The sequence below is a fragment of the Pseudomonas sp. NPDC087358 genome, assembly GCF_044900785.1.
Lineage (GTDB): Bacteria > Pseudomonadota > Gammaproteobacteria > Pseudomonadales > Pseudomonadaceae > Aquipseudomonas.
In genome coordinates this window covers 554,782-574,093 of the sequence record NZ_JBJDOA010000004.1, presented here as the reverse complement: position 1 = coordinate 574,093, position 19,312 = coordinate 554,782, and the positions used below count along the sequence as shown (strand labels likewise).

The 19,312-nt window shown below is 62.1% G+C and carries 18 protein-coding genes and 1 pseudogene; 11 read left to right on the top strand and 8 right to left on the bottom strand.

Annotated features, from left to right (window positions below; genetic code table 11):
- The first annotated feature begins 26 nt into the window (after positions 1 to 26).
- Entirely contained in the window at positions 27 to 722 is a 696-nt protein-coding gene (locus tag ACI2KS_RS12635) for a cysteine hydrolase family protein (RefSeq protein WP_404620582.1), read from the top strand.
- A 2-nt stretch (positions 723 to 724) separates the two neighbouring features.
- Here ACI2KS_RS12635 and ACI2KS_RS12630 read toward each other — a convergent pair whose 3' ends face one another.
- The 5 genes and pseudogenes from ACI2KS_RS12630 to ACI2KS_RS12610 form a co-directional block, all read right to left on the bottom strand.
- Positions 725 to 3,145 (bottom strand): TonB-dependent siderophore receptor, encoded by a 2,421-nt coding sequence (locus ACI2KS_RS12630; protein WP_404620580.1) that lies wholly within the window; start codon positions 3,143 to 3,145, stop codon positions 725 to 727.
- A gap of 194 nt (positions 3,146 to 3,339) precedes the next feature.
- Positions 3,340 to 3,972, bottom strand: coding sequence for a FecR family protein (locus ACI2KS_RS12625; protein ID WP_404620720.1), 633 nt, complete (start codon positions 3,970 to 3,972; stop codon positions 3,340 to 3,342).
- A gap of 165 nt (positions 3,973 to 4,137) precedes the next feature.
- Positions 4,138 to 4,302 (bottom strand): annotated as a pseudogene (locus ACI2KS_RS12620) (FecR/PupR family sigma factor regulator); the annotation flags it as partial.
- Between the two features lie 100 nt (positions 4,303 to 4,402).
- Positions 4,403 to 4,900: an RNA polymerase sigma factor gene (locus tag ACI2KS_RS12615; protein WP_404620578.1), complete on the bottom strand. Its 498-nt coding sequence runs from the start codon at positions 4,898 to 4,900 to the stop codon at positions 4,403 to 4,405.
- Between the two features lie 278 nt (positions 4,901 to 5,178).
- The gene (locus tag ACI2KS_RS12610; RefSeq protein WP_404620576.1) at positions 5,179 to 5,628 is read right to left on the bottom strand and encodes a hypothetical protein; all 450 of its coding nucleotides are present in this window, start codon (positions 5,626 to 5,628) and stop codon (positions 5,179 to 5,181) included.
- 75 nt (positions 5,629 to 5,703) lie between these two features.
- Here ACI2KS_RS12610 and ACI2KS_RS12605 point away from each other — a divergent pair, with 75 nt between their 5' ends.
- The gene (locus ACI2KS_RS12605) at positions 5,704 to 6,078 is read left to right on the top strand and encodes a MerR family transcriptional regulator (RefSeq protein WP_404620574.1); all 375 of its coding nucleotides are present in this window, start codon (positions 5,704 to 5,706) and stop codon (positions 6,076 to 6,078) included.
- 276 nt (positions 6,079 to 6,354) lie between these two features.
- On the opposite strand, the gene ACI2KS_RS12600 is transcribed toward ACI2KS_RS12605, so the two are convergent.
- The 3 genes from ACI2KS_RS12600 to ACI2KS_RS12590 form a co-directional block, all read right to left on the bottom strand.
- Complete coding sequence (locus ACI2KS_RS12600) at positions 6,355 to 6,978, bottom strand: glutathione S-transferase family protein (protein ID WP_404620572.1); 624 nt, start codon at positions 6,976 to 6,978, stop codon at positions 6,355 to 6,357.
- Positions 6,979 to 7,005: 27 nt separating this feature from the next.
- Complete coding sequence (locus tag ACI2KS_RS12595) at positions 7,006 to 9,558, bottom strand: PAS domain-containing protein (protein WP_404620570.1); 2,553 nt, start codon at positions 9,556 to 9,558, stop codon at positions 7,006 to 7,008.
- Between the two features lie 182 nt (positions 9,559 to 9,740).
- Positions 9,741 to 10,637 (bottom strand): LysR substrate-binding domain-containing protein, encoded by an 897-nt coding sequence (locus tag ACI2KS_RS12590; RefSeq protein WP_404620568.1) that lies wholly within the window; start codon positions 10,635 to 10,637, stop codon positions 9,741 to 9,743.
- Positions 10,638 to 10,859: 222 nt separating this feature from the next.
- Between ACI2KS_RS12590 and ACI2KS_RS12585 the strand changes: the two genes are divergently transcribed.
- The 9 genes from ACI2KS_RS12585 to ACI2KS_RS12545 all read left to right on the top strand — a co-directional run bounded on the left by ACI2KS_RS12585 (position 10,860) and on the right by ACI2KS_RS12545 (position 19,168).
- A complete protein-coding gene (locus ACI2KS_RS12585; protein ID WP_404620566.1) occupies positions 10,860 to 11,936 on the top strand; it encodes an extracellular solute-binding protein in 1,077 nt (358 codons plus the stop codon).
- Between the two features lie 73 nt (positions 11,937 to 12,009).
- A complete protein-coding gene (locus tag ACI2KS_RS12580; protein ID WP_404620564.1) occupies positions 12,010 to 13,083 on the top strand; it encodes an ABC transporter ATP-binding protein in 1,074 nt (357 codons plus the stop codon).
- The gene (locus tag ACI2KS_RS12575) at positions 13,070 to 13,942 is read left to right on the top strand and encodes an ABC transporter permease (RefSeq protein WP_404620562.1); all 873 of its coding nucleotides are present in this window, start codon (positions 13,070 to 13,072) and stop codon (positions 13,940 to 13,942) included. The genes ACI2KS_RS12580 and ACI2KS_RS12575 overlap by 14 nt, the downstream gene beginning before the upstream one ends.
- Positions 13,943 to 13,948: 6 nt before the next feature.
- Entirely contained in the window at positions 13,949 to 14,746 is a 798-nt protein-coding gene (locus ACI2KS_RS12570; protein ID WP_404620560.1) for an ABC transporter permease, read from the top strand.
- Positions 14,743 to 15,885 (top strand): NAD(P)/FAD-dependent oxidoreductase, encoded by a 1,143-nt coding sequence (locus ACI2KS_RS12565; protein ID WP_404620558.1) that lies wholly within the window; start codon positions 14,743 to 14,745, stop codon positions 15,883 to 15,885. Before ACI2KS_RS12570 ends, ACI2KS_RS12565 begins: the two co-directional genes overlap by 4 nt.
- Positions 15,875 to 16,228, top strand: coding sequence for a (2Fe-2S)-binding protein (locus ACI2KS_RS12560; RefSeq protein WP_404620556.1), 354 nt, complete (start codon positions 15,875 to 15,877; stop codon positions 16,226 to 16,228). Before ACI2KS_RS12565 ends, ACI2KS_RS12560 begins: the two co-directional genes overlap by 11 nt.
- Positions 16,225 to 17,601: an FAD-dependent oxidoreductase gene (locus ACI2KS_RS12555; protein ID WP_404620555.1), complete on the top strand. Its 1,377-nt coding sequence runs from the start codon at positions 16,225 to 16,227 to the stop codon at positions 17,599 to 17,601. Before ACI2KS_RS12560 ends, ACI2KS_RS12555 begins: the two co-directional genes overlap by 4 nt.
- A complete protein-coding gene (locus tag ACI2KS_RS12550) occupies positions 17,594 to 18,805 on the top strand; it encodes an NAD(P)/FAD-dependent oxidoreductase (RefSeq protein ID WP_404620553.1) in 1,212 nt (403 codons plus the stop codon). The genes ACI2KS_RS12555 and ACI2KS_RS12550 overlap by 8 nt, the downstream gene beginning before the upstream one ends.
- Positions 18,806 to 18,814: 9 nt before the next feature.
- Positions 18,815 to 19,168: a RidA family protein gene (locus ACI2KS_RS12545; RefSeq protein ID WP_404620551.1), complete on the top strand. Its 354-nt coding sequence runs from the start codon at positions 18,815 to 18,817 to the stop codon at positions 19,166 to 19,168.
- Positions 19,169 to 19,312 lie beyond the last annotated feature (144 nt).

The following is a 19,312-nucleotide window of genomic DNA, read 5'->3' as shown; positions in this document are numbered from 1 at the left end:
CCGATGCGAACGCGCAGGAGCAACCCATGATTACAGCCCGGCCTTTTGATTATCCCTACGACGGTCAACTTCAAGCCAGGCACACCGCGTTAGTGGTGATAGATCTTCAGGAAGACTTTCTGTCTACCACGGGGTACTTCGCCAAAAACGGATACGACCCGGCGCCGCTCAGAGCGATACTGCCAACCGTGAACAGTCTGATAAAGCAGTGCCGGGCTGTCGGGATTCAGGTCATCCATACCCGGCAGGGTTACCGGGCCGACCTGGCGGACATGACTCCCTACGAGAATTGGCGACGCAAGCGGGCAGGGCTTGAAGGGACTGACGTATTGCTGCGCTCCGGTCCCGGATTCCAGCTGGTTCCAGAGCTCGACGTTGCGTGCGAAGACATCATTATCGACAAGACCTGCAACAGCGCTTTCACCTACACCGATTTCGAGCACATCCTGCGTGCGCGCGGTATCACTCACTTGATGTTCAGCGGCTGCACCACCGATGTCTGTGTCCACACGACATTGCGAGAGGCCTGCGATAGAAATTTCCAGTGCCTGACGATCTCTGACGCCTGCGCCAGCGGCGACCGGTACGCTCACGATGCGGCTCTGCACATGGTGACCGTCGAGAATGGCATCTTCGGGGCGCTGACAGACTCGACTGCGGTGCTCGCCGGACTGGGCCGGCTTGCCCGGGGCGCGCCAGACGTCAGCAGCGAGTCCGGGTAGGCTCAGTATTTCCAGGTGACTGACGCGGTCAGGTTGCGTGGCGCGCCGTAGTTGGTGGACCCGGCTGACTGATACAGCGACAGCAGGTATTTGCGGTCGGTGACATTGTTCAGGTTCAGCGATGTGCTCCAGTGGGCATCGACGTCATAGTTGGCCATCAAGTCAACCAGGGCGTAGGCGTTCTGCCGGACATTGCTGTTGGTGTCCAGCTCGGTTGCGCTTTGCCATTGAACGCGAGTGCCGACTTTTGCCTGGGGCAGGCCTGGCAGGCGGTAAGTCACGCTGCCCCGTAATGTATGCGTGGGGATGTACTTGCGAGCTTCGTCGCCATCGTCGTCTTCGATCCGCACGAAGGTATAGCCGCCTGCCAGTTCAAGGCCGGGCAAGGCTTCTCCGGAAGCGCCCAATTCAATGCCCCGGCTTTTGAAATTCGCTCCGCGATAGACGTATTGACCACCGACGATTTCCCCAGTGAGTTCTGCGACGTTTTGCTGGTCTGTCTTGAACACCGCAGCGGTCACACTCAGTCGTTCGTCGAGCAACAGCCCTTTCACGCCGGCTTCCAGGCTTTTGCCTTGCAGCGGCATGATCACGCCGCCGCTGGTACTGCGCACGTACTGTGGCTTGAAGATTTCCGTCCAGCTGGTGTACAGGCTCCACTCCGGAGTGAGGTCATAGACCAGGCCGGTGTAGGGCGTGACCTTGCCGTGCACCCGCGTATCATGCGGCGAGCCATAGCCGGCGCCATCGCCATCGGCGTTAAGCATGCGTGCCCCTGCAATCCAGTGCAGATCGTCGGCCAGGCTCAAGCGTGCCCCGGCGAACACGCTTTTCTGTCGGTCGGTGAACAATTGGGTATTGAGCTCGTCGGTGTAGTTCAGTGCCGGTTGCACAACGTTGCCGGCCAGTGCGTCGGCGAGGCTGACAATCTGATTACCCGACGCATCTTTGTAGTACCCACGTTCGTCATGGTGAGTGCGCCCGTAGTTGGCCCCCAGTGTCAGTTCGTGTTCCCGGCCCAGAAAACTGAAAGGGCCCGACAACTTCGCCTCACCCGTGACCTGGTGTTCGGTGCTGGTGGTGCGGTTGATGTAGGCGTAGGCATCATCCGCAGTGGCGGGGATGGCGTAGAGCATCTTGGTATCGGAGTCCTGACTCATTCCGGTCAGGGTGACAGTGCCTGCCCAGCCATTGTCGAAAGCGTGGGTCAGTTCGGCGAAGGCGCGTTGGGTTTTGACGTTCCAGTAAGTCCACGGCTGACCGACGCTGGAACTGCGACTGCTGTAATGAATACGATTGCCCGCGTAATCGGCGATCGGCAATGCACCCCAGGTGCTCCCGTTCGAATAACTGTCCTGCTCGGTGAAGCCCAGGGTCAGGGTATCGGCATCAGACAGGTCGAACGCCAACAGGCCCACCGCCACGTTGACCTCGTGGCCGTACTGGTCGAGGTAGGAATTACCCTTGTCGTGCGAAGTGATGAATCGGCCGCGAACATTGCCGCTGTCGGTCAAAGGGCCGGACACGTCCAGAGCCAGCCTGCGGTTGTCCCAGGCACCGATGCTGCTGTCGACCCTTGCCTGGAAGGTATCGGTAGGACGTTTGCGCACCAGATTGACCGTGGCCGACGGATCGCCAGCACCGCTCATTAGCCCGTTTGCGCCATGCAGCACATCAATCTGCTCGAACTCGGTCATGTCTTGATCGCCGACCAGCACGCCACCGGAAAAAGGCAGGCCCATGCCGTCGTACTCGAAGTTTTCAATCTTGAAACCGCGTGAAGTAAACGCTGTGCGGTCGGTCTCGAACTGCTCGACGGTGACCGACGGCGCGCTGCGCAACGCGTCTTTCACACTGTTGAGTTTGAAGTCGTCCATTTGCGCGCGGGTGATGACGCTGATCGCCTGCGCGGTTTCCTTATCGCTGAGGCCCAGCCTGGTGGTGCTGGAGGCCGCTCTCGCCTGGTAACCGGCACTCTGACCGATGCCTGTAGTGGGGCGATATTGAATCTGTGTCGGGGTCAGGATGACTTGACTGCCGGGATGTGGCTCGTGCGCCGGAACGAGATACACAGTCACCGCATCAGTGCGCGAAAAGTTATAGCCACTGCCTTGTAGCAACTTCGACAGCCCCTCTTGCGCAGAGTAGTTGCCCACCACCGTAGTGCTTTGAAGGGCGGCATCCAGATTGCCGTCCAGCAGCACGTTTTGGCCGGATTGTTGACTGAACGCCAACAGCGCCTGACGCAATTGCTGGGCTGGGATGTTGAGTGACAACTTCTCCACTGAAGCCGCAGTTGCCGCAACTGACGCCCCATGAGCCTGCAACGCACCGACGAGCAACGTACACGCCAATGCCGTGCCTAGGGCATGACGTTGCCAGCGGTTTTCGATTTTTGATTCATGGGGGTGGTGCGTTGCCATTCAGGTTATTCCCTTTAAGATTGCACTAACATGCGAATACCAATCAGTCAGGTTAAGACGCATGAGCTATCGCAATTCCTGAAGGCGCTGTGAACAATTTATGAATGATGTTGGCAGGAGGGGTTTGAGCGCACTGACCGCCCGCCTGATGCAGGCGGTGGCCTATAGAAAACCTGGACAGGTAGTTTGTTGGCTCAGGCCGGATACATCAGAGTGACCAGATCGGTGTACCGCACCACGCGCACCGCAAGGGCTTTGGTGAGCGCATCGAGCATCTGTTCAGGCCGGTCGAGGTTGAGGATCAGACTGACCCGGCGTGCGGCGAGTTGCTCGTCCATGATGAAGATTTTCCCTGCGCGCCAGCGTCGCAACTCATCAACGACACTGAGCAGCGGCTTGTCAAAGAACACCAGGCGCCCGCTGCGCCACGCCAGTATCTGATCGAGCTCCGCACGCTGGATCGGCCCGGTTTGATTGATGCTGAAGCGAAGGGACAGCCCCTCTCCCAAGTCCGTCTGTTGGCTGGCGGTCACTACACCCACGGTTTTTCGGCTGACTGCCAGAAGCGCTGATGCGTTGTCGCACGACAAACAGAACTCGCCTTCGCGGGCAACGACCTGGCCCGCTTTGGTGCTGACTTTGAATTCATCACCGGCGCCAGGCACAACGCTGAAAAAAGCCTCGCCGTGAAGCAGTTCTACCGAGCGCCTGGCTGCTGCAAAGTCCAGGTTCAGTGCTGAATGCCCGGCGAGGTCGACGCGAGATCCGTCAGGCAGGTTCACTGTGCGCCGTTCCCCAACCGAGGTGCGGATGTCGGCAAAGGACAAGTCCATGTCTTTTAGCCAAAAGCTCGATGCGCCTGCAGTGACTGCGACCGCACTGGCGGCAATCCCGAACCCTACAAAGCGCCGCCGCGACAGCCGAGCCTCGGGTGCAGGAACACCGGGCTGCAACAGAAGTGCCGAGGCCGCCCACCACTTCTCAAGCCGGGCGTAAGCCTCGGCGTGTCTGGGGTCCGCTTCGAGCCACGCCTGCAACCCCTCGCGCTCGGCCTTGGTTGGCGATCCACCCTGGATCAACGCAAACCAGGCGCTGGCCTGATGGGAGATGTCATCAGCGCGGGGAGCAGGGGTGAGTTGCGAGGGTTCTGCACTCATAGGGCGATCAATTCAGGTTGGGGGACGGCAATTGGCTGATTGTAATCGACCTGTTGCCTGCAAGGCTGGCGTTCTGTTGACTCCAACCAGGGCACGGTATTCATTCAGACATACCGATCTTCAACAGATCCAGGGCTTTGACCATGCGACTGTAGGCTGTCTTGGAAGGAATACCGAGGCGCTGGCCAATCTCGATATAGGTGAGCCCCTCCACTCGAACCATCAAAAATACCTCGCGACAGGACGCAGGCATGTTCTGGATCACATCGTTCAAGACAGTCAGTTGCTGATTGGCGATAGCCGCTTGCTCAAGCGTCGGCGTCGATTGCTCAAGGCTACGGGTTGTCTGCAGATCCAGTGGCTCGCCTTTGCGGTGCGCCTGGCGCCTGGTGTGATCGATGAAAAGATTGCGCGCGCTGGAAAACAGGTAGGCCCGGAAATTAGCGATGGGCGTGCGGCTCATTTGTTCGGACAGACGAATGAACGTGTCTTGCGTCAGGTCGGCAGCTGTCTCTTTGCAGCGCAAGCGGCGATCCAGATAATCCTGAATCTCTCCACGATGGGCAAGATATAACGCCTTGAGATCCGGGCCGGACATGAAGCAACCTCAAAGGGCAGGGAAGCGAGCGCGGCAAAATATCACAAACGATAATCGTTTGCGATAGAGGCGGGCGGGTTCTGACGTGCCGGTGAGCTCCTCTGGAACGCCTTCGAAACACGTCATGTCGCCTGATGGGGAAGGCCCACTACGACTCCCACACGCATGGGTGGATCGTTCCTCTGGACGCTGATGGCAGCGAGCGCCCGGCTCTTCTAAGATGCGATGGACGACTGGAGCTGAGCGCACGGTAGCCGCAGCACTGGCACACCTTCCCTCTAGTCCGAGGCAAGACCCGAAGGCGTGCGGCCTGCGTTCGTTTGAACCTTGCGCGAGCTGTTCAGCGGCAGCAGTTGCGCCATGGTAAATCCCACCTCGAAACAGGTGAAACCGAGGATCAGAAAACTCGCTCCGTGGGCGACCGCGAACAGTTGCCAGACAACGAACAGTGTTCTCGCCAAAGCATCGTACAAACCAATCCTGCGACTCGGTTGCACAAGTCGCCAGAGCGACCAGACCACCACCAGGCTGCCCAGCAGGTTGGCGAAAAGCATGGCGGTGACGTCCAGCGTCGGCACTGCTCGGTTCAATCCCAGCGCGTCGCTTAATGCGGCGAAGGCTTTAAAAACCCATGAGGCTGTCCATGGCGTCATGAAGCCCGCGGTCACTATCAGGTCGTATAAAGCGCTGACCCGGACGATATGTAGATTTCTCTTTACGCTGATCATAGCCACCCCTCAAAGTTCGAGCCTGCAGGCTAAAGCCTGGTCTTAGGTCCAGGGTCAACACGAGAATGGATATTCATGAAAATCGGAGAAGTGGCAGCGCACACAGGGGTGTCAGTCGACGCCCTGAGATTTTATGAAGAGAAAGGATTGGTCAAGCCGCACCGCGCTGCCAACGGTTATCGGCTTTATCCCGAGCAAACGCTGCAGCTGGTCGGGTACATCAAGCTAGCGCAGCAGCTCGGATTTTCGCTGAGAGAGATTGGTGAAAATCTGCCGCTGTTATGGAACAGCGAAGGCGTCTCCAGGGACCTGCTGGCTGGATTATTTGAACAGAAAATCGCTTTGCTGGATGAGCGCATCGGCCACATGCAGGCGCTGCGCGATCTTTTGGCCGAGCGAGCCGCGCAGGTATGTCCGTTGCTGGTCACCGGTGAGGTTGGCTTGTCCTGAATGGCCGCTGCTGGCCAGCGTGTGTCAAACGCCCAAAGCTGTCACAGCGCATTCGTGACTAAACCGGGCCTCTTGACGCAGGCGCGAAAAAAAACCGCGTTCCCGTTATCTCGGACGGGGACGCGGTTGGGGTGTAGCGTCAAATCGGCGGATTCAACAAGGAAAAAGTTAGCAGTTGGCGAAACCGTTAGCTAGCTAACATTATGAGAAACACTATCCTTGATTCGGAAACAATCTTGCGGTGCCAGCGCCTGAGCCGCTTGGGCCATTCATCTTTCAGGGCGTGCCGTTGCGTCCATACACGTCATAACCGGCACGGCCAGTCAGCCGCTGGTAGTACTCGGTTACCGCCGGCAGAGGGGGGTGATCCAGGGGCGTTTCGAACCAGCGGTTGACCGAAAGACCGATGGGGATATCGGCCAGCGAGAATTCGCGTCCGGCGACATAAGCGCCGGTGGCCTGGAGCTGGTCATTGAGAATCTGCATGTTCCGCGACCATTCCTTGCACCCTGCGGCCAACGCCTGGCTGTCCTGATAGTCGGGGGATTTTCTCACCAGCGCCATGAACGGGTAGCTCCAGGACCTGTTGAGTTCCGAGGCTTGCCAGTCGATCCATCGATCGACCATCGCCCGCGCTTGCGCCTCTGAGGGGTACACAGCGCCGTCCCCATAGCGCGCGGCCAGGTAGCGGATGATCGAGTTCGATTCCCACAGCGTGAAGTCGCCATCCTGGATCACCGGCACCATAGCGTTCGGGTTCAGCGCCAGGAACTCCGGGGCGTCGGTGGGTTTGAATCCGTTCCCCCAATCCTCGCGCTCGAAAGGGATGCCGATCTCGGCACAGGCCCACAGCACTTTGCGTACGTTGATCGACGATGCTCTGCCCAATATCCGTAACATTATTTGCTCCTGGTAGTGCCTGGCGCACTAGCTGTTCATTAATTCACGCACACGAGCCGTCAGCGCATCCACCGCAAACGGCTTGGTCAACACCCACATGCCGGCGCCGAGATGGCCATCACCGATCGCCGCATTCTGCGCATAGCCGGTGATGAACAGCGTCTTCAGATCAGGCCGGACCTCGCGACCTGCATCGAACATCTGCCGTCCGTTCATGCCGCCGGGCAGGCCGACATCGGTAATCAGCAGGTCGATGTGTACGTCGGAACGCAATACCTTGAGGCCCGCAACGCTGTCGGCGGCTTCGATCAGGGTGTAGCCCTGGTCACTGAGGATATCGGTCAACAGCATGCGCACGGTCGGCTCGTCGTCGACGATCAGGATCGTCTCGCTGGCCTTGGGTGCGGGCTCCAGCGTGTCGCTCGCCGGGTCCTCGTCAGTGATCGCCGGACCCAGGTAGCGGGGCAGGTAGATAGACATGCAAGTCCCTTCATCGACCTGCGAATGCACGCGCACCTGGCCGCCGGACTGTTTGGCAAAACCGTAGATCATCGACAGCCCCAGGCCGGTACCCTGGCCGATGGGCTTGGTGGTGAAGAAGGGGTCGAAGACCTTGGCCACCACCTCCGGCGTCATGCCTGTACCGGTGTCAGTGACCGACAGCGAAATGTACTCGCCGGTGGGCAGATCGAGCAGGCTGGCGGCATCGCCTTCGAGCCACTGGTTGGCGGTCGCGATGGTGATTCGGCCGCCCTGGGGCATGGCGTCACGGGCGTTGATGCACAGATTGAGCAGTGCGTTCTCAAGTTGGCCGGCATCCACCAGCGTTGACCAGAGGTTCGCTGCGCCGATGGTCTGGACTTCAATGGAGGGGCCGACGGTGCGCTCCACCATCTCGGTGATGCCGACCATCAGGGTGTTGACGTCGGTGGGCCGCGGATCCAGCGTCTGCCGGCGCGAGAACGCCAGCAGTCGATGGGTGAGGGCGGCGGCGCGGCGGGTAGCGGCCTGAGCGGCAACGATGTACTTGTTCACCTCGTTCAGGCGGCCCTGTGCGATCCTGGCGCTCATCAGCTCCAGGGACCCTGAAATGCCCGCCAACAGGTTGTTGAAATCGTGGGCGATGCCGCCGGTCAACTGGCCGACCGCTTCCATCTTCTGCGACTGACGCAGTTTCTCTTCGGCCTGCATCAACTCCACCGTACGCTCGGCCACGCGTTGTTCCAGGGTATCGTTGAGGGCACGCAGCGCTGCGGTTGCGCGGTCGCGTTCGCGCTCCACGGAGCGCCGCTCCTCAACGTCGATCAGCACACCGGGAAAGCGTAGCGGAGTGCCGTTGTCGGCCAATTCCACCCGGCCGTTGGCCTCGATCCAGTAGTACAGGCCGTCAGCCCGGCGTACCCGGTATTGATGCGCATAAGCGCCGCCGCGACTGATCACCTCGGCAATCGCAGCCGTGAGCCCGTTGCGGTCTTCAGGATGGACAGTGGCGATGATCTGCTCCAGGCTCAGGCCATCGCGGCCCAACGCCGGATCCAGGCCGAACGCGCGGGCAAACGCTTCATCCACCGTGAAGCGGTCGGTCGGCAGGTGCCAGTGCCAGGTGCCGATGATGGCGCCAGCGGCCAGCGCCAGTTGCACCCGCTCAACGTTCTCTCGGGCCACCGCCTCGCTGACCAGCAGACGCTCCTGAGCGTGGCGCCGCTCGGTGACGTCGCTGAAGAAGATGGCAATCAGGCGGTCCGCCGGGTTGCCGACACGGATCGCCCGCACGTCGAACCAGCGTTCGAAACTGCTGGCGTAGTTCTCGAAATGGGCCGGCTCCCCGGTCTTGGCGACATGGCCATAGGTCTGGAACCAGAACGGCTCCAGATCAGGCGCGAACTCGGTCACCCATTTGCCGCGAAGGTTGACCCCGGCCTGCTTCTCAAACGCCGGGTTGGCCTCGACGAAGCAGTAGTCGACCGGGCGGTCGTCGGCATCGAACTTGACCCGGACAATGGCGAACGCGGCGTCGATGGTTTCCAGAATCGTCCTGAAACGCTCCTCGCTCTGGCGCAGCGCGGATTCGGCAGTGCGCACCTGCGACAGGTCGAGCATGGCACCGATCATGCGCACCGCCTGGCCGTCGGCGTTGCGAATTACCTGCCCGCGGTCGAGAATTTCCGCGTATGACCCATCCACCCGGCGGAACCGGTATTCGTCGCTCCAGGCACTGTCGACGCCGTCGATGACCGCATGGATCGAGGCGTGAACCCGCGCCTGATCCTGCGGGTGAATCTGCGCGATCCACCAGTTGCCGGTGGTCTCCACCGTTTTCAGCGGGTGACCGTAGGCGCGCTCGAGCGCCTCGTTCCACAGCACATGATCGGCCAGCAGATCCCAGTCCCAGATCGCATCCCGGGTCGCTCTGACCGCCAGCCGGTAACGTTCCTGGGTCTGGCTTGGGTCGGCGGGATTTTCGAAGCCCACGCGATGGCGCCGATCGCCGATCACCAGCGCCGATGCAGCGGCTGCCGGTGTGACAGGAGGCGGCGGGGCGCTGACCTGCTGCTGCTCCAGGGCTGTGCGCAGGCGCATGACTTCTGCCTCCAGCTGCTCACGAGTAAGACGTTTCAGATCTGCCCCCAATGACGCATCGATATGACCTGTGTGCTGAACGTGGACGTTGAATTTGGCGATGCGCAATCAAAGCAGAAACGCCGCAAAGTTGCACTAGGGCAGACCGCTTGGCAGTCGGGCTGGCAAGGCATTCGGGGCGCTTACCTTGCGTCGAATGCATCGCGGTAGAAGTCCTTGAGGGTTTGTACGAATTCCTCGGCCAGTCGGGTGCGTGCCTGTGCCGCGGGCCAGATGACGTAGGTGGGAAACAGGATGTCCGGCCGGAACGGCCTGATCACGATATCCCGGTGCCGATAATCGTTGGCCACCAGTGGATGAGCCAGGGTGATGCCCATGCCCAGCGCGACCATCTCGCAGTTGATGGCGCTGTATTGCGCCTCCACCGTCATCAGCCGTTCGACACCCGCCTGCTCGAACAGGCCGTCGACCAGCGCGCGCGTGCCATCGCCATGACACAGGGAGACGAAAGTCTCGCCTTCAAGGTCGCTGAAGGTGATCTGCTCGCGCTCAGCCAGGCGGTGCGAGGCCGGCATCACGCAGACCGCGGCGATCATCGCCAGCAACTCGACCTGCTGGCTGCTGACGTCGCCGGGGTGGACCACGATGCCGATGTCGCAGAACTGCGACTTGACCCATTGCTCCACCGTTGGCGATGAGTTCACGTGCAGCGAAACCGTCAGCTCCGGGCGTGTGTCGGTAAAGGCCTTGAGTGCCTTGGGGATCATGCTCAGGCCCGTCGAAGGCACCGCTGCGACCCGCAGGCGCCCCGTGCCCAGGTTGCGGATGTTCTTCGCCGATAGCTTGAGGCTGTCCAGCCCGACATACGCCCGCTCGACCTCCTGAAAGAAGGCCTGGCCTTCCTGGGTGGGGATCAGGCGCACGCCAGCGCGTTTGAACAGGGTCAGTCCCGTGCTCAGTTCCAGTTGTGAAATCAGCCGGCTGACGTTGGGCTGTGAGGTGTACAGCACCTCGGCCGCAGCGGTCATCGAGCCCAGACGCATGACGCTGCGAAACGCTTCGATCTGCCTCAGGTTCATGAGTGCCCTCCATATCAAATATGAATAACTAACCCGCATATCCGTATTTGACCATATGAGCAGGCCGTCGCAATACTCGAATCAGCAACCCATAGCGCACATGAAGATGCGCCGCCGGGCGATGGATTCGCCTGGAGCATGCACCGTGCATGCATGGCTTGGGTTTACGCCCAGGTGACTGACGCATTGTTCGATCTGCCCCATGCACTTCGGAGATAGTCTGTGAATAGCCTCAAACCGTCCTCAGCAGCACAGCCGTTTGCCCCATGGAACCGCATCGCGGTCGCCGTCGCCCTGACCCTTGCCGGCGTGAGCAGCGCCCCGGCATTCGCCGAATCGACGCTGTACGTCGCCGGTGTCGGTGGTTCGACCGAACAGATGTACAAGAGCAAGATCATTCCCGCCTTCGAAAAACAGCACGACGTCAAAGTGATCTATGTGGCGGGTAATTCCACCGAAACCCTGGCCAAGTTGCAGGCGCAGAAGGGGCGCCAGCAGATCAACGTGGCAATGATGGATGACGGCCCGATGTATCAGGCGTTGCAGATGGGGCTGTGTGAAAAGCTCAGCGACGCGCCGGTGTACAAGGATCTTTACCCGCTGGCACGCCTGAGTCCCGAAGCCACGGGTATCGGCATGGTTGCGACCGGCATCGGCTACAACGAGGAGGCATTCAAGAAGCGCGGCTGGAGCGCCCCGGATTCCTGGGAAAACCTCACCGACCCGCGTTACAAGCAGTTGTTGGGCATGCCGCCGGTGACCAACACCTATGGCCTGCACACGTTGGTGGAAATGGCCCGCCTGCGCGGTGGCGGCGAGAAGAACATCGACCCGGGGTTCAAGGCCCTGAAAGATGAAATCGGCCCTAACGTGCTGGCGTGGGTCTCGGCTCCCGGCGAGATGGACGGCATGATGCAGAACGGCGACGTGGTCATGGCCGTCTACGGTAGCGGTCGGGCCGTGGCGCTTCAGAGCACCGGTTTCCCGCTGAAATTCATCTACCCCAAGGAAGGCGGCATCGCTTTGCAGATCGCCGCGTGCAGCGTCACCCCCAACGCGCAGTCCGAGCTGGCCCAGGCCTTCATCCAGTACGTGCTGACGCCTGAGGTTCAGGAAATCCAGGCCCGGGAGAACGGTTTTGCCCCGGTCAACCAGACGGTCAAGCTGCCAGCGGAGATTGCCGCGCGCATGCCCTACGGACCGGACAAGGTCAATGCGCTGATCAAGGTCGACTGGGACACCATCAACCAGCAGCGCGGCGAGTGGACCACGCGCTGGAATCGCACCGTCGAGCGTTGATCGCTGACCCTGCAATTTCCGATCCTTGCGAAACCCATCCTGGAGACGCGGGCCCCGCCTGCGTGGCAAGCCAATGGCATTTCTCACACTCGAAGGCATCGTCAAGACCTACGGCAGTTTCCGGGCCATTGACGGTTTGAACCTGGAAGTCCGGCATGGCGAGTTCATCGCCTTGCTCGGGCCGTCCGGATGCGGCAAGACCACCACCCTGCAGTCGATTGCAGGGTTCGTCCAGCCCACCGAAGGGCGGATCGTTCTCGATGGGCGCGATATCACCCACGTGCGCCCCGAACAGCGCGGGCTGGGGATCGTGTTCCAGAGCTACGCGCTGTTCCCGCACATGACCGTGGCGCAAAACATCAGCTTCGGTCTGGAAATGCGCGGCGTGCCCAGGGCCGACCGCAGCAAGCGCATCGACGAGGCACTGGACCTGGTACGCCTGGGCGGGCTTGGCGAACGTTATCCCAAGGCGCTGTCGGGCGGGCAACGGCAACGGGTGGCGATCGCCCGGGCGCTGGCCATACGGCCGAACCTGCTGTTGCTTGACGAGCCGATGTCCAACCTGGACGCCAAGCTGCGTGAAGAGATGCACATCGAGTTGCGGGCGATTCAGCGCGAGCTGGGCATCACCACCATCCTGGTGACCCATGATCAGGTCGAGGCGATGACCATGAGCGATCGGATCGCGGTCATGCAGAACGGTCGCATCGTGCAGATCGACACACCTTTTGAAGCGTACGAGCGGCCACACTCGCCATTCGCCTCGGCGTTTCTGGGCAAGACCAACGCTTTCGCCGGGGCCGTACAGCTGCGCAATGACCGATGCTGCCATGTGCAGGTTCACGACACGCTGTTGCACGTACCCCACGAAGACCGCTCCCTGGGCAATGACGTCAACGTCTATATCCGGCCGGAAAAAATCCGCCTCACCAGCGTCGCTGGCGGGCGCCTGAGCGGACGCGTCCGGCTGCGGGTATTTCTCGGCAACCTGTGGTTGATTGCCGTGGAAAGCCGCCTGGGCCTGGTGCACATGACCCAGCCCAACCTCGGCACGCTGCCGCCGGAGGAGGGCAGTGAAGTCGGCCTGGACTGGTCCGACGATGACCTGCGACTGCTGGACCGGGAGGTTGCCCATGGCCACGTATGACGCTGAACGGGTCGGCGCCGCGCCATGGATTCTCAGCGGCCCGGCGTTACTGGTTTTCATCGCACTGCTGCTGGCGCCGTTGCTGCTGACCGCCGTGCTGTCATTGAACCTGTTCAGCGACACCGCCGGGGTGATACCCGGTTACAGCCTGGGCAATTACCTGGAGGTGTTCAAGGACAGTTACTTCCACGACATCTTCCTGCGCACCGGTGGCATGGCGCTGGCGGTGACGCTGCTGTGCGTGGTGCTGGGCATCCCGGAAACCATCATCATTGCGCGCATGGCGCCACGCTGGCGTTCCCTGTTTTTGTTGGTGGTGCTGGGGCCGCTGTTGATTTCGGTGGTGGTGCGCACCCTGGGCTGGGCGATCCTGCTGGGCAACAACGGCCTGATCAACGACACCCTGCAGGCCTTGGGCATCACCGATCAGCCGGTCAAGATGCTGTTCACCCAGGTCGGCGTGATCATTGCGCTGACCCACGTGCTGGTGCCGTTCATGGTCATTGCGGTATGGGCCACCCTGCAGCGTCTGGATTTGCAGGTCGAGTGGGCCGGTCTGTCGCTGGGCGCATCACGCCTGACGGTGTTCCGCCGGATCATCCTGCCGCAGATCATGCCCGGCGTGCTGTCAGGCTCGATCATTGTCTTCGCCCTGGCGGCATCGGCGTTCGCCACGCCGGCGATCATCGGCGGACGGCGGCTCAAGGTGGTGGCGACCGCTGCCTACGATGAGTTTCTCGGCACCCTCAACTGGCCCCTTGGCGCGGCCATTGCGATGCTCCTGCTGGTGGCCAATCTGATCATCATCCTGGGCTGCAGCAAGCTGGCCGAGCGCCGCTTCAAGCAAGTGTTCGAGTAGACGACCATGCACAAGAACGGATTTTTCTCGCTGCTTTTCCATGCTGTCTTCGTGACCTTCATCGTTGCACCGCTGGTGGTGGTGATGGCGATGGCGTTCACCAGCAAGGGTTACCTCTCGTTGCCGACCGAAGGCCTGTCGCTGCGCTGGTTCAGGGCTCTGCTGGACAATCAGGAGATGCTCGATGCCTTCATGTTGTCGATCAAGCTGGGGCTGGCTTCGGCCACCATCGCCGCCTTGCTGGCAATCCCGGCGGCATTGGCCATCAGCCGCTACGACTTTCCCGGGCGCGGCACCGTTACCGGCTTCCTGCTGTCGCCGCTGATGATTCCGTCCGTGGTGCTGGGCATCGCGTTTCTGCGCTTTTTCTCGCTGGCACACATCGGCGGCTCGCTCTGGGCCTTGACCCTGACCCACGTGATCGTGGTCCTGCCTTATGCGTTGCGCCTGACCCTGGCCTCGACCATCGGCCTTGAGCGCGACATCGAACAGGCCGCGTTGTCGCTGGGCGCCAGTCGCTGGACGGCGTTTTACCGAGTGGTCCTGCCGCGTATTCGTACCGGCGTGATCGGCGGATGGATGCTGGCTTTCATCCAGAGCTTCGACGAACTGACCATGACCGTTTTCGTCGCCACCCCCGGCACCACGACCTTGCCGGTGGCGATGTACAACCAGATATCGCAGACCATCGACCCCTTGATCACTGCCGTCTCCACGGTACTGATCGTCGGCACCTTGTTGTTGATGCTGGTCCTCGACCGCCTGGTCGGGCTGGACCGGGTCCTGATCGGAGAAGGCAAATGAGCCAGGATACGCACAGCGTCACGCAGTCGGATGTGATCGTGATCGGCGGCGGGCTGGTCGGCACCGCAGTGGCGTACGGGCTGGCGCGCAACGGCGCCGATACGGTGGTGGTGGATCAGGGCGATGACGCGTTTCGCGCCTCGCGAGGCAATTTCGGCCTGGTCTGGGTTCAGGGCAAAGGCCATGACTTGCCGGATTACGCACGCTGGACCCGATCCTCTGCCAGCCGCTGGCCGGAACTTGCCCAGGCGCTGCAGGCCGACAGCGGGGTCGATGTCCAGCTCAAGCAACCGGGCGGATTTCACATGTGCTTCAGTGATGCAGAACTGCTCGAACGCCAGTCGCGCTTGCAGACCTTGCACGACGCGCTGGGCGACTACCCGTTCCAGATGCTCGATGCCGCCGACCTCAAGGCCCGCCTGCCGCTGATCGGCCCGACCGTGGTCGGGGCCAGCTACAGCCCGCAGGACGGCCACGTCAATCCCCTGAAGTTGCTGCGCGCCCTGCATGCCTCGGCGCAGGCCAAAGGTGCACGCTTTCACAACGGCGTGCAGGTCGATCGCATCGAGTGCGCGCCGGGCGAGTTTCGGGTGACCGCCGGGCAGCGCCGCTTCGTGGCGCCGCGCATTGTGCTGGCCGCCGGCCTGGGCAATCCGGGCCTGGCACGCCAGGTGGGATTGCACGCCCCGGTGGCGCCCAATCGCGGGCAGGTACTGGTCAGCGAGCGAGTACGACCGTTTCTCGACTATCCGACCATCAACGTGCGCCAGACCGACGAGGGCACCGTGCAACTGGGCGACTCGATGGAGGAGGTGGGCTTTGACGACAGCACCTCCACCGAGGTACTGGCTGCCATCGCCAGACGCGGGCTGGCGACCTTCCCGTTGTTACGGGATGTGCGGCTGATCCGGGCCTGGGGCGCCCTGCGCGTGATGAGTCCCGATGGCTTCCCCATCTATCAGCAATCGGCCGCGCATCCCGGCGCCTTCGTGGTGACCTGCCACAGCGGCGTAACCCTGGCCGCTGCCCACGCATTGCGCATCGCGCCGTGGATCATGGGCGGCGCCATACCGGATGAGCTGGGCGTGTTTGCCGGCGAACGTTTTCTGACTGACAAGGTGTTTTCCCATGCGCACTGATCCGCTGTTTCAACCGGTCGCCAGCGAGGTCAGGTCGACGCGCACCGTGGGCCTGAGCTTCAACGACCAAGCGCTGACAGTTCCGGCGGGCAGCACGGTCGCCGCTGCCTTGCTGATGTCCGGCATCAACCGCTTTCGCGGCACGCCGGTGAGCGAATCGCCCCGTGCCCCTTACTGCATGATGGGCGTGTGCTTTGAATGCCTGGTTGAAATCGACGGCGTACCCAATCGCCAGAGCTGCCTGATCGAAGTCAGTGAAGGCATGCGCATCCGCTCCCAGGAAGGCGCCCGCGACCTGATTTTCCAACCGCTGAATGTGCAGACCGTCGAGGTGCAGTCATGAGCCATGCGAGCGTCGATGTGGTGGTAGTGGGCGCCGGCGCGGCCGGCATGTCGGGCGCGGTGGCGCTCGCCGGCCTGGGCTTGCAGGTGGTGTTGCTCGATGAGCAGGGCAGTCCGGGCGGGCAGATTTACCGTGGTATCACCCTGGCGCCGTTGTCTCGACGCGACATGCTCGGGCCTGATTATGCCCAGGGCAACGTGCTGGCGCAGGCGCTTGGCGCGTCCACGGTGCGTTATGAAAAAGGCGCAGCGGTGTGGCAGGTGACCCGCGACCATCAGGTCAGCTACCTGCGCGACGGTCGCTTGCATACCTTGCAGGCCAAAGCCGTGCTGCTGGCAACCGGCGCCATGGAGCGACCGTTTCCGATCAGCGGCTGGACCTTGCCCGGGGTGATGAGCGCCGGGGCGGCGCAGATTCTGCTGAAAAGTTCCGGCCTTGCGCCAAGCGAACCGGTGGTGCTGGCCGGCTGCGGCCCGCTGCTTTACCTGCTGGGCTGGCAATACCTGCGCGCCGGGGTGCCGATCAAGGCGTTGGTCGATACCACACGCCCGGAGGATTACTGGCGCGCGCGACGTCATCTGTTTGCAGCACTGCGTGCCTGGCCCTATCTGCGCAAGGGCCTGGACCTGATGCGCAGCCTTCGCAGCGCCGGTATCGCGCACTACACCGGTGCCGAGCAATTGGCGATCGAGGGCAGCGAGGCGGCCACTGCCTTGACCTTCAGCGTCTCTGGCAAGGCTCAACGGGTGGCGACACGCTGCGTGCTGCTGCATCAAGGCGTGGTGCCGAACATCCAGTTCAGCCAGTCCCTGCGTGCCCGTCATCACTGGGACATCGATCAGCTGTGCTTCAGCCCGGTGCTCGATCCCTGGGGCGAAATGGATGTCCCCGGCGTGTATGTGGCAGGCGACGGTGCCGGTATCGGCGGCGCACAGGCGGCGGCACTCCAGGGGCAGTTGACGGCGCTGGGGATCGCCCGCCAATTGGGGAAAATCACTGATGCCGAGCGTGATCAGCAAGCCGGCCCGCTGCGAGAAACGCTCGCGGCCAACCTTCGAATTCGGCCATTCCTCGATGCCCTGTATCAACCCAAGGAGCAAAACCGCATTCCGGCGGACGAGGTCATGGTCTGCCGCTGCGAAGAAGTGACGGCGGGCCAGCTGCGCCAATTCGTCGCCCTGGGCTGCACCGGGCCTAATCAGGCCAAATCCTTCGGCCGTTGCGGCATGGGGCCGTGTCAGGGGCGCATGTGTGGCCTGACCGTGACGGAAGTCATTGCCAAGGCGCGCGGGGTGTCGGCAGCGGAGGTCGGCTATTACCGGATTCGTCCGCCGATCAAACCGATCACGTTGGGGGAATTGGCGGGTGAGTAAGTCGACGGTGAGCAAGTCGACGGCGCATCAGTCAAGCCCCCGGGAGGGCGACGTGCTGGTGATCGGCGGCGGGATTCATGGCCTGAGCACGGCGTTTCATCTGGCGCAGCGCGGGGTCAAGGTCACCGTCCTGGAAGCCGACTATTGCGGCCGGCACGCTTCGGGAGTCAACGCAGGCGGCGTGCGCACCCTTGGCCGACATGCGGCGGAAATCCCCTTGGCGCTGGCATCGCGCACCCTTTGGCATGACCTCAAGCAGGTGCTGGGCGACGATGGCGGGTTTGTGCCAAGCGGTCAGCTGAAACTGGCGGAGAACCCGGCCGAACTCGAAGACTGCCGCCAGCGCGTGCGGCAACTGCAGGCGCTGGGTTTCGACCACGAAGTATTGATTGATCAGCAGCAGGTGTTCGACATCATTCCCACGGTCGCGCGGCATGTGGTCGGCGGCATCTGGGTCAAGGACGACGGCTATGCGGTCCCCTACAAGACGGTCACCGCGTTTCGCCTGGCCGCCGAGAAGCTTGGCGTGCAGGTGCATGAAGCGACCCCGGCGCAGCGCATTGAACAAAGCGCCGGGCAGTGGAAGGTCAGCACGCCCAAGGGGCTGTTCAGCGCTGAACACCTGGTGATTACCGCCGGCGCCTGGGCCCGGGACCTCGCGGCGCAGGTGGGCGAAACGGTGCCGGCCCATCCCGAAGGCCTGATGCTGATGGTCACCCATCGCGTCGCGCCTTTCTGTGCGCCGGTGCTGGGGGCGACCGGTCGCTCGCTGTCGTTCAAGCAGTTCGCCAACGGCACCGTGGTGATCGGCGGCAAGCTGATCGGCTCGCTGGACTTTCCGGCGCGCCACGGCGAGGTCGACATGACCCGGCTCGGCACCAGTGCACGCACCGTCACCGATCTGTTTCCGCACCTCAGGCATCTGGGCGTCAACCGCGTCTGGGCCGGTGTCGAAGCCTTCACCGCCGATGATCTTCCGGTCATCGGCGCCAGTCGCAAGGCCAGCAACCTGAGCTATTCATTCGGCTTCTGCGGCAGCGGCTTTCAGATGGGCCCCGGAACCGGCCGGCGCCTGGCCCAACAGATTCTCGGCGAGCATTCGGACATTTCACTGGATGCCTTCGCCGTCGACCGGTTTGGCGCAATCGCCAATGCAACATCGCCACCTGACTTTCAACCCGTTACAACCATCGCGCATCACTGAGGAGTTCACATGCTGGAAATCACCCGTATCGAAACCAATCAACGCATGAGCCGCGTCGTACAGTGCAACGGCTTCACCTTTCTCGGCGGCCAGACCGCCACCGACCGCAGCCTGGATATCAAGGGGCAGACGGCTCAAGTACTGGAGAAAATCGACAACTTCCTGGCCAAGGCGGGTCTGGACAAGACCCGGATTCTCAGCGCGCAAGTCTGGCTGTCGGACATCCAGGCCAATTTCGCCGGCATGAATGAAGTGTGGGACGCCTGGGCACCGCAAGGCCATGCGCCTGCGCGGGCCACGGTCGAATCCCGCCTCGCCGCCCCGGATCTGCTGGTGGAAATCACCGTCGTCGCGGCAGGCTGACAGTCGGGCCAGAGCCCTGCAGAGGCGAGCCCCTCAAGGCCCGCTGCCTGCCGGGCCTAGCAGATCGCCCGCCAGACCCCTGTAGCTGTCCGGCTTGCCGGCGGTATCGCCCGCAAGATCACCACCGCCGGCAAGCCGGACGGC